A 14704-nucleotide genomic window follows, 5' to 3' on the forward strand; every position below is an offset into this window, starting at 1 on the left:
CGCATAACATCGACTCTCGTGCCCGACGTCGTGACAGATTCATCAGCTGGTCCACCCGTCCCCGCTCCACTGCGAGCCTCGGACGAACTTCGTGCTCAGGTGCGAGTTCCCCGGCTGATCGCCATGGTGGCCGGCGTGCTCGGTGTTCTGTTCGCGCTGATCACTCCGTTCGCACCCGTCACTCAGACAACGGCCACCATCGAATGGCCGCAGAACGGCCTCCTGCAGGACGTGGACGCCCCGCTGGTGTCCCAGGCACCCCTGAGCCTCACCGCGACCCTCCCGTGCTCTGCCGTCGCAGCACTCCCCGCGTCGGGCGGGCTACTGCTGGCGACTGCGCCCCCTCAGGGCGAAGGCGCGGCACTGAACAGTCTGTTCGTACGCGTGGGCGAATCGAACGTGGACGTTCTCGACCGCAACGTAGTCGTCGCGACGGCACCGCGCGCCGACGTCGAGAGCACCCGCTGCGCGGCCATCGAGATCACCTCGAACGACGAGTACACCTCCGCGGCCTTCACCGGACTGACCGACGACGACGGCCAGCCTCTGCAAGGCAGGCTCGACGGCGATCTACGCCCCCAGGTCGTCGGCATCTTCAGCGATCTCAGCGGCGCGGCCCCGGCCGACATGTCCGTCACCGTCGACGTCGACTCCCGCTTCTCGTCGTCGCCGACGTTGCTCAAGTCTCTGATCATGATCCTCGCGATCGCCTGCACATTGTTGGCCATCGGCGCACTCGGACGGCTCGACGGCACCGACGGTCGCGCGCACCGCCGCTTCTTCCCCTCCCACTGGTGGAGGTTCACCGGCGTCGACGTCACCGTCCTCGGCGTTCTGGTCGGCTGGCATTTCGTCGGCGCGAACACCTCGGACGACGGCTATCTCCTCACGATGGCTCGCGCCGCCGACCACTCCGGCTACATGGCCAACTACTTCCGCTGGTTCGGCGTACCCGAAGCCCCGTTCGGCTGGTACTACGACGTGCTCGCCGTGTTCGCGAAGATCTCTACCGCCAGCCCGTGGATGCGACTGCCCGCACTCATCGCCGGCGTCCTGTGCTGGATGGTGATCAGCCGTGAGGTGGTCCCGCGCCTCGGCCGCGCCGTGCGCAAATCCAACGTCGCCCTGTGGACCGGCGGACTGGTGTTCCTCGCCTTCTGGCTGCCGTACAACAACGGACTGCGTCCCGAACCGATCGTCGCCCTCGGCGCACTGCTCACCTGGTGCTCGGTGGAACGATCCATCGCCACCGGCAGGTTGTTGCCCGCCGCCGCAGCCTGTTTGATCGGAGCCTTCACCCTCGCCGCAGCGCCGACCGGATTGATGTGTGTGGCAGCACTTCTCGCCGGGGCCCGGCCCATCGCACGCATCGTCGTCCGACGCCACCGCCAGGTCGGCACCCTCGCGATGCTGGCCCCGCTGGCAGCAGCAGGCGTACTGGTACTCGTCGTCGTCTTCGCCGACCAGACGTACGCGACGGTCATCGAGTCCACCCGAGTCCGCACCATCATCGGCCCCAACGAGGCCTGGTACCAGGACTTCCTGCGGTACTACTACCTCTTCGTCCAAACCGTCGACGGCTCGGTCGCACGCCGCTTCGCGTTCCTGACGATGATCCTGTGCCTGTTCACCACACTGTTCGTGCTGCTTCGTCGACGACGCATCCCCGGCATTGCGAACGGGCCGGCGTGGCGTCTGCTCGGCGTCGTCCTCGGCACCATCTTCTTCATGATGTTCAACCCCACCAAGTGGACTCACCACTTCGGTTCCTACGCCGGAATCGCCGGTGGACTGGCGGCACTGACGGCCGTCGCCGTCTCGGCCAGTGCCCTGCGCTCGCGTCGCAACCGATCGCTGTTCGCCGCCGGACTGATGTTCGTTCTGGCACTGTCGTTCTCGGGCATCAACGGCTACTGGTACGTCTCGAGCTACGGCGTGCCGTGGTTCGACAAGACGGTCTCGCTGGGCGGCAACGAGTCGGGCACCCTGTTCCTCATCCTGTTCGGACTGGTCCTCGCCATTGCAGCTTTCCAGTACTTGCGTGAGGGATACGCTCCGCCGCAACCGAAACCGACGTCTGCGCGCGGTCAACGCATCCGTAAGTTCGCCGCCGCGCCGCTGACCGTCATCGCCGGAATCATGGTGCTGTTCGAGGTGCTCTCGCTCGTCAAGGGAGCCGTCTCTCAGTACCCCGCCTACTCGCTGGCCCGGTCGAACGTGCAATCGGTGCTGGGTAATTCGTGCGGACTCGCAAACGACGTCCTCGTCGAGTCGAACCCCAACGCAGGTGTACTGAGCCCACTGCCGGAAGAGTTCGACCCTGTCGCAGGCCCCCTCGGCGGATCGAGCAGCACACTGCGCAACTTCACCGCCAACGGTGTTCCCAGCGACCTCAGCGCCGACGCCGTGGAAGTCAAACCAGGACAAGGCAATACCGATCAGCAGTCCGTCGGGCCAGCATTCGAGGAAGGCCAGAGTTCCGGAACCGCAGGCGGCACCGGCGAAGTGGGCGTCAACGGCTCCTCCGCCGCCCTGCCCTTCGGCCTCGACCCAGCCACCACCCCCGTCCTCGGCTCCTACCAGGAAGGCGTCCAGGAGCCCGCGGAGGCGACGTCGAGCTGGTACCAACTACCCGCTCGCAGCGACGACGCACCGCTGGTCGTCTTCTCCGCAGCCGGACGCATCTGGTCCTACGACGACACCGGAGCCCTCACCTACGGACAGTCGCTACTGCTCGAATACGGCAAGCGTCAGCCCGACGGTAGCGTCCAGGCCCAGGGCACCTACCTGCCACGCGACATCGGACCCGCACCCTCGTGGCGTAATCTCCGAATCCCGTTGGCGGACATCGCACCCGACGCCGACGCCGTCCGCATCGTCGCCAACGACCCCAACCTCACCGGCGACCAATGGCTCGCATTCACTCCGCCGCGGGTGCCCGTGATGGAAAACCTCAACACCATGATCGGCAGCGAACAACCCGTGCTGCTCGACTGGGCCGTCGGACTGCAATTCCCGTGCCAACGCCCCTTCGACCACCGAAACGGCGTCGCCGAGGTGCCCGGATACCGCATCCTCCCCGACCGCCCACTCGCCGTCAGCTCCACCGACACCTGGCAATCCGGCGAGAACGGCGGTCCACTGGGCTGGTCCGAACTACTCGCCAAGCCCGTCACCGTCCCCACCTACCTCGAAAACGACTGGGCCAGGGACTGGGGTTCATTGGAACGCTACGAGCAGTACTACCCGAGCGCAGTGCCCGCTGAACTCGACACCGCCGACGTCACCCGATCAGGTTGGTACCAAGACGGACAACTGCGCGTATTCGAGGACTGACCTCCCACCCGCCGCTCCGCGTCAATGGACCCTTGCACACGTCTCGACCGTGCAAGGGTCCATCCACGTTTCGGCCCGTAGTGGGTCAATGGACCGTTGCATACGTCTGAGCGCGTAGGTGGTCCATTCACCCTCCGGTGGGGGGGCAAGGACCGCGGGCTTCATAGGACTCCATCTGCCGGCCCTAACATCCGAGCCCGACAATGTTTGGCAACTCGCGACTGGTGAAGGCCAATCCATCCACAGACTGGTCGACCATCCACAGAGAGGCTGCGACAGCACCTGAACGCGACAAACGTGTCGGTGCCGGATTTCACTCTTCGGGCATGAAAAGACGATTGTGGAACGCAGGTTCATTGTTCGACCTCAGCTCGACCGGCGTCGTGACGCGTCGGCAGCTTCGCGAGGCGGGCGTGAGTGACGCAGCGATCGACAGCAGATGCGCGGCCGGCGGTCCGTGGCAGCGATTGCTGCCGGGTGTCGTACTGCTGCGCAACGGTCATCCGTCGACGCTCGAACGCTCAGCGGCGGCGCTCGCATACGGCGGACCGACGAGCATGATCACCGGCTGCGTCGGACTCGATTCGTTCGGATACGGGACCAACGGATCCGCCGGGGAGGTTCATCTGCTGCTACCCGCAGAGATGCGTCGGGCATCGGTGTCTTTCGTCCGAGCAGAGCGGACGTGGCGGATTCCCGAGCCGATCACCAAGGGCAGCATACGAGTTGCTCCTCTGGTGCGTTCATTGGTCGACGCCACACGGGCCGCGAAGTCCGAGGCACGGTGCGTCGCCTTGCTGACCGAGGTGCTCCAACGAGGCGGCGTGTCCATCGACGAGATCGCCACCGAATTGGCCGAAGGGCCGCGCCGCTACAGCGCGCTCACCCGCCGCGTACTTCTGGAGTTACGGGACAACGCGCACTCGGTGGCAGAACTCGAGGACCAACGCCTGTACCGAACCAGCGGGCTGCCAGCGATGACGCACAACTGCGACATCTACGCTCGAAGCGGAGAGTTCATCGCCAACACGGACGGCTGGATCGACGCCGTGGCGCTGGCACGTGAAATCGATTCCGTGACCCACCATCTGTCACCAGCCGACTACCAGCGCACACAAGCCCGACGCAATCGAATGCAGGCGCACGGCCTGATCGTCGTGTCCCATTCACCGCAAGACATCCGCGATCGGCCGACACAGGTGCTCGAAGACTTACGGAGGAACTTCCAGCACGCTCTCGCCAGACCACGACCGGATGTGGTGATGGTGCCGCGTGAATCTACCGGTGCCCGCGCGTGAATGAACCATCGCATGCGTCTCGGCAGTGCAATGGTCCATCGACGCCGAGTCCACCCCACGTGGATGAACCATTGCATACGTCTGGGCAGTGCAGTGGTCCATTGACGCGAACGGGAGCGAAGCGACCCCCGCGAGGGCTGGGGCACCACTTCAGTCCGCCTAGATCGGAAGCAACGAGTGTTTCCGTGGACTCTTGTGCACTTCCTTGTCTTTCAGGATGTGCAGGGCCTTGCGAATTTCGAGGCGCGTTTGCGAGGGCTCGATGACCGCGTCGATGTAGCCACGCTCGGCGGCGATCCAGGGCGTTGCCACGTGTTCGTTGTAGAAGTTGATGAGCTGCTTGCGCAGGGCCGGTGCATTTTCTCCGGCCTCGGCGAGTTGTTTGCGACTCATGATGTTGATGGCACCTTCGGCACCCATGACGGCGATGCGGGCGGTCGGCCAGGCGAGGTTGATGTCGGATCCGAGCTGCTTGGAGCCCATCACCGCGTATCCACCGCCGTACGACTTACGGATCACCACAGTCAGTTTCGGCACCGTCGCTTCGACGAACGAGAAGATGAAGCGGCCACCACGATGGATGACGCCGAGGGTCTCCTGGTCGACGCCGGGCAGGAAGCCGGGTGTGTCGACGAGGAAGATGATCGGAATGTTGTAGGCATCGCTGAGCCGGATGAAGCGGGCGCACTTGTCCGCTGCCTTGGCGTCGAGTGCTCCGGACAGGTGCATCGGCTGATTGGCGACGATTCCCACCGGCCGGCCGTCGACGCGGGCGAAACCCGTGATGACATTCGGTGCCGTCTGGCCCGAGAGTTCGTGGAATTCACCGTCGTCGAAGATTCGCAGGATGATGTCGTGCATGTCGTAACCGGCGTTGTCGGCGTCGGGCATGAACGAGTCGAGCTTGCGATCGGATTCGGTGATCTCCGGCTCGAGCCCCGGATTGATCACCGGCGACTCTTCCTGGCAGCTCGACGGCATGTAGCTCAGGTAGTTCCGGATCCACTCGAACGCAGCCTTCTCGTCCGCTGCCACATGGTGCACGTTGCCGTTGACAGCCTGGACGCGCGCACCGCCCAGTTCGTCGAGGCTGACGTCCTCACCGGTGACGGACTTGATGACCTCCGGGCCGGTGACGAACATGTACGCCTCTTCGGTGGCGACCACGATGTCGGTGTTGATCGGCGCGTACACGGCCCCGCCGGCACACTTGCCGAGGATCAGGGAGATCTGTGGGCACAGACCGGACAACGCCTCGTGGCGTCGACCCAGCTCGGCGTACCAGGCCAGGGACGTCACCGCGTCCTGCACACGAGCTCCACCGGAGTCGTTGATGCCGACGACCGGGCAGCCCATCTTGATCGCGAAGTCCATGATGCCGGCGACCTTACGACCGAACATTTCGCCGACGGTTCCGCCGAACACGGTCTGATCGTGCGAGAACACGGCGATCGGGCGGCCGTCGACGGTTCCGTGGCCGGTGACGACGCCGTCACTGTAGAGCGCGCCGGGATCGTTCGGGGCCTTCACCAGTGCGCCGATCTCGACGAAGCTGCCGGGATCGAGCAACGAATTGACGCGATCGCGGGCACTGGGGATGCCCTTCTTCGCGCGCTTCGCTACGCCGATGTCGCCGGCCGGCTCCTTGGCCTGTTCGAGCTTCGTCCGTAGTTCGGCCAGCTTCTCCGCAGTGGTGCCACTCAAGATCTACGCTCCGGTTCTTGCAGACTCGATGTTCTCGAGCGTCTTCGACAAATGGGCCGCAATTTTTCCAATGTACGGCTCGTCGACGACGGCGAGGTGATCGCCTCCGACGTACACGATCTCGAGGTCCTCGACCACCGGTCCCCATCCACCGTGCTCTTCGCGGGTGGCGTACGCGGGCTCGAGGGCGATCGCGTCGTCGTGGTACTTGTCGGCCATGTACAGCGTCACGTGCCCGCCGTACTTCTTGAGCTCGGCCGTCTGGATCGCCCGATTGTCGAGCCACGACGTGCGCTGGTGCTCGATGATGCCGCCGGGGATCTTCGCGCCGCTGAGCTTCACCAGATCGGTGATGATGCGGATCTGCCCCTCGTCGTCCGAGTCCACCAACTTGTCGTACGGAATCGGGTAATCGACGTTGTACGTCTTCTTCGCGAACGCCGCGTACCGCTCCCAGCGCTTACGCACCTCGTCCTTGGTGTCCGGGATCTGCGTGCCGGGCATGACGGTGTCGAGAAGCCCGACGTAGGCGACCTCGATCCCCTCTTCCTCCATCTGCCGCGCCACCTCGTAGGCGAGGATGCCGCCGAGCGACCAGCCGACGAACACGTACGGTCCTTCGGGCTGGATCGCCTTGATCAGCGGCACGTACTCCGCGGCTCGCACGGCGATGGGTCCTTCGACGCGCTCGAGTCCGTACATCGAAGTGCCCGCGGGCAGCTTCCTCAGCAAGGGCTCGTAGGCGACGGTGGAGCTACCGGCCGAGTGGAACGCGAACACCGGTGTGGCGGTGGAACCTTCGGGGCGGGCACGCAGATTGCGTACGACGCCGTCGATCTCACCGTCTTCGAGGTGCGGGCGAACCTTGTCTGCGAGCTGCTCGATGGTCTCCGAGTCCAGGACGTCGTCGAAGGTGATCTCGCCGCCGGCCCGCTCGGTCAGACGAGCAGCCAGCTTCTCGGCCGTCTCGTCGTCGAGGATCGGAAGGGTGTTGAAGATGCCCTTGGCCGATTCCTTCGTCACCACAGCCCACGTCGCGAACGTCATCCGCTCGGCATTGTCGCGCGGAGGCACGTCGGACCCGGCAGCCTCGGCGAACGCTTCCTTGCCGCCGAGGTCGGTCTGCGCCGGAGCAACAACCGCCGGAGCAGCAACAGCAGGCGCAGGCTGGTACTCGGCGCTCGGTACCGCAGCGTCGGGCGCCGCAACAGCGGTGTCCAACGCTTCCTCGCGAGCTGCCGCACCGCTCTCGGCAGCCTGTTCGGCTGCCTTCTCCGCCGCCTGCTTGTCGGCCAGTGCCTGCACCTCGTCGCGGTTCTCGATCGCGTAGCGCAGGTACTTCTCCACCTCACGCAGGTTCGCGTCGCGCACGGCCTGCAATTGCACTGTGGGAATGTCGAATTCGTACTCCACCCGGTTCTTGATCCGCACAGCGCTGAGTGAATCGAGGCCGAGCTCGATCAGCGGAACCTCGGGCGGCAGATCCTCGGGCGCGTAGCCCATGGACTCCGCGACGATGATGGCCAAGCGGTCTTCGAGCTTCTGATTGCCGTTGGGATCCCAACGGTCACCGAAGGTCTCGACGACCTCCGGCAACTCCTCCATGGGGGACGACGATCGCTCCTCCACCGCCACAACGGGTTCCGGGCGCGCATCTCCGGAGCTGACGACGGCCTCGTGCAGCAGGGTGAACGCCGAGCCCTCGTGTGCGTGCACCTGAACCGATGCGCCACCGAGATGCGAGGTCAACGTGGTGACGACAGTGCCCACCTTCGGCACTGCAGCGTGAGACACCGAAACGCCCAGGGCCACATCGGAGAACACCTGCGATGCAGCGGCCGTGACCAATGCATCGAACGAGGTGACGGCCGAGGCCTGAACTTCCCAGACGTGGCGGCCATCCGGCAAGGCGACTCGGGCACCTGGAACTCGCGCGTTGCCGCTGGAGCTGACCTGCGAGTTCAGCCAGAACTCCTTGCGCAGGTACGCGGTACGCGGTATCGGCGCGTACGGGCCGGACTCGAACAGCGTGGCCAGTTCCAGGGCGTGCCCGTGGACGTAGAGCTGCGCCAGCGCGGAGAGGAAGGTCTCGGACTCGTCCTCCTTGCGCTTGAGCGTCGGGATCAGAGTCGAATCGGCGACGCCTGCAGCCCAGGCAGTGGCGGCGACCGACATCAGCGCGACAGGGTTGGGAGCAAGCTCGACGAACGTCGTGTGACCGTCTCCCACAGCGACATTGACGGCCTGAGTGAACCAGACCGGATGACGCATTCCCTTGGTCCAGTACTCGACGCCGTGAATCGCCGCATGCCCGACGCGATAGTGGGCCTCGCGATCGACCGACGAGTAGACCCCGGCAGTGAGCTTGCCGGGTTCGATTCCGGCGAGTTCGGCGGCCAACTCACCGAGCAGCACATCGACTGCCGCGGTGTGTCCGGCACCCTTGACGTCGAGCAGGCGGGCCATCTTGCCTGCGGCCTCGGCCATGTCGACGAGGGCCTCGACCTCGGCGCGTGGTCCTCCGACGGTGGTGTGCGTCGGTGCTGCGTAGACGCACGGTTCGACGTTGGGGAATTGATCGGTGAGGGTCTTGACCTCGTCGGGGGTGTACTCGACGAGAGCCATGGCACCCTGCGATGCGGCTCCGAGTCCGTCCTGGCCCTCGGCCAGCAGGCGCGAACGGGCGTAGATGATGCGCACTGCGTCTTCGAGGTTCAGGCCACCGGCAACGTATGCCGCCGCGACCTCGCCCATCGAGTGTCCGATGACGGCAGCCGGCTCGGCACCGTGCGCGCGAAGCGTTGCCGCCAGGGCGATCTGGATGACGAAGATGGCGACCTGGGAGTTCTCGAACTCGTAGGTCTGCGAGTCGTCGAGGATGATCTCGCGGATGGAGTAACCGGCCTCGTCGACGAGCAGTTCGTCGACCTTGTCGACCTCGGCGGCGAACACCGCGTTGGTGCGGTAGAGCCGCGATGCCATCTTGCGGTGCTGCGAACCGAAGCCGGAGAACACCCACACCGCCCCGTTGGACGCGGGCGAATCTGCCGAGAACACACCGGGGCCCGGCTTGCCTGCGGCGATGGCGCGCAATCCGGCGATGGCCTCGGCTGTGGTCGACGCCAGAACCACTGCGCGCGAACGCCCGTGGTTGCGGCGAGCCAACGTGCGGCCCACGTCGACGAGAGGCGTCGTGCTGCCCTCTTCGGTTTCGAGCCAGTCGGCCAGTTCCGATGCGGCCCGCTTACGACGCGAGGGCAGGGCCGCGGACACAGCGAGAATCACTGTCTCCGAACCTGTTTCAGCGTCGGAAAGTACGGACTCGGCCTCGGCTACCGGGCTCGTCGTCTCGGAATCGAGTTGTTCCTCGTAGACGCCCTCCACCACGGCGGCCTCGGGATCCACTGCAGTGGGATCGAATTCGGCCGAGGTCTCGCCCGGGACGTACTCGCGGACGACGACGTGCGCGTTGGTGCCACCGAATCCGAAGCCGGAGACGCCTGCGACGGCCTTGCCGGTGTACCGCGGCCAGTCGGTGGCCTCCGGGATCACCTTCAGGTGCGCCTTGTCGAAGTCGATGTACGGGTTGGGGCCCACGTAGTTCAGCGACGCAGGCAGCTTGTTCTGCTGCATCGCCAGGACGACCTTGATCAAACCTGCTGCGCCTGCGGCCGATTCGAGGTGTCCGAAGTTGGTCTTCGCCGATCCCAGCAGGGCCGGCTTGTCGGCGTCGCGACCACGGCCGACCACACGACCGAGAGCGTCGGCCTCGATCGGATCGCCCAGAATGGTTCCGGTGCCGTGCGCTTCGATGTAGTCCACGCCCGACGGGTTGATACCGGCGTCGCGGTAGGCGAACCGCAGCGCGTCGGCCTGTGCGTCCGGGTTCGGTGCCAGCAGACCGTTGGAGCGGCCGTCCTGGTTGATCGCGGAGCCGGCGATGACGGCAAGCACCTGATCACCGTCGCGCTCGGCGTCTTCGAGTCGCTTGAGCACGACGAGTCCGCCGCCTTCGGAGCGGATCATGCCGTTCGCGTCGGAGGAGAAGGCCTTGATCCGGCCGTCGGGCGCGAGCACACCCGTCTGACCGAATCCGACGGTGATGGGCGGTGCGAGCAGCATGTTGACGCCACCGGCGACGGCAAGATCGGATTCTCCGGTACGCAGACTGCGCACCGCCTGGTGCACGGCGACGAGCGACGACGAGCACGCGGTGTCGACGGCGATCGACGGCCCGCGGAAGTCGTAGAAGTACGACACTCGGTTGGCGACGATGGCGGTGGACGTGCCGGTGAGGGCATACGGGTGCACGGCCGGGTCGCTGACGGCGATGAGCTGGTAATCGTTGGAGGAGCTACCGATGAAGACGCCGACCTGGCTGCCCTTGATCGAGCTGGCCGGAATGTGCGCGTGCTCCAACGCTTCCCAGGTCAGTTCCAGCGCGAGTCGCTGCTGCGGATCGACGTTGACGACCTCGTTGGGCGACATCGCGAAGAACTCGGCGTCGAAGGTCTTGACGTCGTCGAGGTAACCGCCCTTGGTCACCGTCGCGGCCACCGCGGCAGCGATGACGGGATCGGAGGTGAATTCCTGCCAGCGGCCGTCGGGCAGATCGGTGATGCCGTCGCGGCCCTCGATCAGCAGCGACCACATCTCTTCGGGAGTCTGTCCGGTACCAGGGAACCGGGAGGACAGGCCGACGATCGCGACGTCGTGCGCATCGCCCGACTGAACGCCGCTGGTGTAGAACGCGTCGTCCACGGTGCCGACGGGCTCGTCCGGCTCGCCTTCGATGATGATCTTGGCCAGCGAGGCGATGGTGGGGTGCTGATAGACGACGGTGGCGGTCAGCGTGACCCCCACCAACTCCTCGATCTCGCCGCTCAGTGCGACGGCATCGCGAGAGGACAGACCGAATTCCTCCATCGGGCGGTCGTCGGAGATGGCCGACGCCGGCTGCCCGGTCGCGTCCGCTACCCAGTTGCGCAGCCAGTCCCGCAGCTGCGCGACCGTGAGGTCTCCGCCGTCCACGCGCTCGATTTTGTCTGTCTCTTGTTCAGCCATTACTCACCAAGTCGTATCGGAGGAAGAACGGAGGATGCGTCCGTCAGTCGGGCAGTTCTGCATCCGGGAAGGCCGTCTGCTGGTAACCGCCACGCAGCGTGCCCTCGATGTACGCGGCCTTGCAGGCGCGTCGAGCGATCTTGCCGCTGGACGTACGCGGAATGGAACCGGCCGGGACGAGCAGGACGTCGCGCACGGTGACCCCGTGCCGTGCCGATACCGCGGTACGCACCTCGTCGGCGATCGGAGCCGGGTCTGCCTTGCCCGAGCCGGGAGCACGCTCGGCGACGATGACGAGCTGCTCGGAGCTGTCGTCGGAGTCCTTGGTCAGGGCTGCGCCGCTGAACTCGAACACGATGTCCGGGAGCTGGTTGAGCGGGACGGCGAACGCCGCGACGAAGCCGGGACGCAGCGCCTTGCTGGCTTCCTGAGCCGAGAACTCGAGGTCCTGCGGGTAGTGATTGCGGCCGTCGACGATGACGAGGTCCTTGACGCGACCGGTGATGTAGAGCTCGCCGTCGTGGTAGACGCCGAAGTCGCCGGTACGCATCCAATTGCCACCCTCGGGAGCGCCCTCTGCGTGCGAGCCCTCGGAGTTGCGGTGGACGAGCTTGTTGTGGAAGGTCTCCGTGGTCTCGGTCTCGCGGCCCCAGTAGCCCTTGCCGATGTTCTCGCCGTGCAACCAGATCTCGCCGACGTGCTCGTCGGCAACCTCGGTGGCGGTCTCGGAGTCGACGATGGCAGCCCACTGGCTGCGTGCGACGGTTCCGGTGGACACCTGCGGGATGGCACCGGGGGCGTCGGGGGCGACGACGACGAAGTTGCCTGCGTTGAGCTCGACGCGGTCGACGTAGACGACCTTGGCCTCGTCGGCGTGCTTGCTGGTCGAGACGAACAGGGTCGCCTCCGCCATGCCGTAGGAAGGCTTGATCGCGGACTTGGGCAGTCCGTAGGGGCCGAACGCCTCGTTGAACTTCTTCATCGACGACGTGGTGACGGGCTCACTGCCGTTGATCAGGCCGATGACGTTGGACAGGTCGAGGGGCTCGCCGTTCTTCGGCAATCCACGCTGGGCGGCGTGCTCGAACGCGAAGTTCGGTGCTGCCGCGAACGTGCCTGCGCCGTCGGAGACAGCTGCGAGTTCCTTGATCCAGCGCCAGGGCCGCTGCACGAAGGCACGCGGGCTCATGATGGTGATGTACTTGCCGCCGAGGGCCGGGAGGATGACGGTCAGCAGGCCCATGTCGTGGAACATCGGCAGCCAGGTGACGCCGCGGGAGTCGTGGTTGATCTCCATGCTGTCGACCATCTGCAGTGCGTTGACGCCCACTGCGCGGTGCGTGATCTCGACGCCGGCCGGCGTCCGCGTCGAGCCGGAGGTGTACTGCAGATACGCAATGTCGTCGAGCCCGGCTTTGGGCTCGACCCACGTCTCACCGACGCTGTCCGGGACGGCGTCGACGGCGATGATCCGGGGACGCTCCGCGGCGGGCAGAGCGCGGAAGAACGCGCGCACGCCTGCGGCCGAGTTGCTCGCGGTGAGGATGGCGCTCGGCTTGCAGTCACCGAGGACGGCATGCAGGCGGTCGGTGTGGCCCGGCTCGTCGGGATCGAACAGCGGCACCGCGATGGTGCCCGCGTAGATCGCACCGAAGAAGGCGATGACGTACTCGAGGCCCTGCGGTGCCAGGATCGCCACTCGATCACCGGGCTGGGTGACCTGCTGCAGGCGAGCCGCGACCGCTTTGAGGCGAGTACCGAACTCGGCCCAGGTCAGCTCGTGAGCCTCGCCGTCACGTTCCCGGGAGTAGTCGACGAACCGGTACGCGAGCGTGTCGGAATTCTCCTGCACGTTCACCTCGACGTGGCGGACGAGCGTCTGCCCTTCCCCGATGGTGATGTGGCCGTTTTCATCGATGAAATCATCGAACGTGTGGCTCATTACTTCAATCTCCTCCGACACGAATCCGCTGCCACACAGCCTGCGTGACCTGGGCCCGCACCACCGGCTGCGTGCATGCAGACACCGAACAGCGTTTTATGTTACTGACTAGTAGCTCTTACGGTGTCGGTTTGGCACCTGGTTTGAAAGGCCAGCTACATGGTACCGACACGCGCCCGCGTCACTCGCCTTTCAGCAAGTCGACAACCGGCGCGAATGCTTCCATTTGAGTAGGGAAAACCCCGACATAGGACATCGTCGTCCGCGCGCGAACGTTACGGATCTGATCGGCAATTTCCTCGTATGTCCCGAATGCGAGGTACGGAGACGACAGGATGTCCTCGACGGTGAGCTTGACGTCGACGTCCACGTTCGGCGGATAGCCGTTGTCGAGTGCCGCCAGCGCCATCTCGGCCATCTGTTCACGGTCGTCGGTGACCACGATCGTGGTGATGGCCCAGTTCAGTTCGATGTCGTCGAACCGATCGCCCGCGGCCGCGCGAATGAGCTCGACTCGCTCGAGGGTCTTCTCGATGGTCATGCCCGAGAGCAACAGCTTGCCCTCCTTCGAGGTGCTCGGCACCACGGAGATGATGTCGGCATACTTGGCCGCCAACGCGAGCATCTTCGGACCGCCACCGCCGATGCAGATCGGAGGACGCGGTCCCTGCCGCGGCCGAGGACTGCCCTTGAGACCGGTGATCGTGTAGTGCTTGCCCTCGAAATTGCATTCCTGACCGCGCAGCAGCACGTCGAGAATTTCGAGCGTCTCTTCCAACTTCTCGATGCGCACGCCCGGGCGGTCGTACGTGATGCCCGCCTTGTCGTACTCCTCACGCATCCAACCTGCGCCGAGACCGAGTTCGAGCCGCCCGCCCGACAGCACATCGATGGTGGCCGCGTCCTTGGCCAGCACCGCGGGATGCCGGAAGCCGTTGGCCAACACAGCGGTGCCGAGCCGAATCTTGTCGGTGGCGACGGCGAGCGCGCCGAGTGCTGCGATGGGACCGACCTGGTTGCCCAGGTGATCGGGAATCATGAAGCTGTCGTAGCCCAGTTCCTCGGCCTGCTGCGCCAGCTTGATGAACTTCCGAGCCCCGCCCTCCTCGGCGTTTCCCTCTCCGCCCGCAGCGAATCGGAATTTACGCGGCCCTGCGGTCGCGGCCTCGGCGGAACTCATCTATTGCTCTCCTCGGAGTGTGGAGCGGTCTTGTTTCGGGTGGCGAGAGCAGCCCGGCCGGGGCCGATCTGCGCAGGTCCAAGGCGCCACTCTAGCCGCTGGCCCGAGTCGATCACACCGGCTGGGGGTTTCCCGACCCAGGTTTGTGCCCGGCAATAGATCGCCACACGTCGCGTTGTG

At 65.4% G+C, this 14704-nt stretch carries 6 protein-coding genes; 2 read left to right on the plus strand and 4 right to left on the minus strand.

The annotated features are described in order from the left end of the window. Positions 1-18: 18 nt before the first annotated feature. Entirely contained in the window at positions 19-3336 is a 3318-nt protein-coding gene (locus tag R3P93_RS09540; protein WP_068284288.1) for an arabinosyltransferase domain-containing protein, read from the plus strand. A gap of 326 nt (positions 3337-3662) precedes the next feature. Then, on the plus strand, positions 3663-4634 hold the full coding sequence (locus R3P93_RS09545; RefSeq protein WP_068054628.1) for a hypothetical protein: 972 nt from the start codon (positions 3663-3665) through the stop codon (positions 4632-4634). A 159-nt stretch (positions 4635-4793) separates the two neighbouring features. Here R3P93_RS09545 and R3P93_RS09550 read toward each other — a convergent pair whose 3' ends face one another. The 4 genes from R3P93_RS09550 to R3P93_RS09565 all read right to left on the minus strand — a co-directional run bounded on the left by R3P93_RS09550 (position 4794) and on the right by R3P93_RS09565 (position 14524). Next, the gene (locus R3P93_RS09550) at positions 4794-6338 is read right to left on the minus strand and encodes an acyl-CoA carboxylase subunit beta (protein WP_094638927.1); all 1545 of its coding nucleotides are present in this window, start codon (positions 6336-6338) and stop codon (positions 4794-4796) included. A 3-nt stretch (positions 6339-6341) separates the two neighbouring features. After that, the gene (gene pks13 / locus R3P93_RS09555) at positions 6342-11402 is read right to left on the minus strand and encodes a polyketide synthase Pks13 (RefSeq protein ID WP_317532905.1); all 5061 of its coding nucleotides are present in this window, start codon (positions 11400-11402) and stop codon (positions 6342-6344) included. 43 nt (positions 11403-11445) lie between these two features. Further along, entirely contained in the window at positions 11446-13344 is a 1899-nt protein-coding gene (gene fadD32, locus R3P93_RS09560) for a long-chain-fatty-acid--AMP ligase FadD32 (protein ID WP_149407724.1), read from the minus strand. A gap of 181 nt (positions 13345-13525) precedes the next feature. Further along, positions 13526-14524: an LLM class F420-dependent oxidoreductase gene (locus R3P93_RS09565; protein WP_068054330.1), complete on the minus strand. Its 999-nt coding sequence runs from the start codon at positions 14522-14524 to the stop codon at positions 13526-13528. Positions 14525-14704 lie beyond the last annotated feature (180 nt).

The sequence above is a fragment of the Rhodococcus cerastii genome, assembly GCF_033042195.1.
Taxonomy (GTDB): domain Bacteria; phylum Actinomycetota; class Actinomycetes; order Mycobacteriales; family Mycobacteriaceae; genus Rhodococcoides.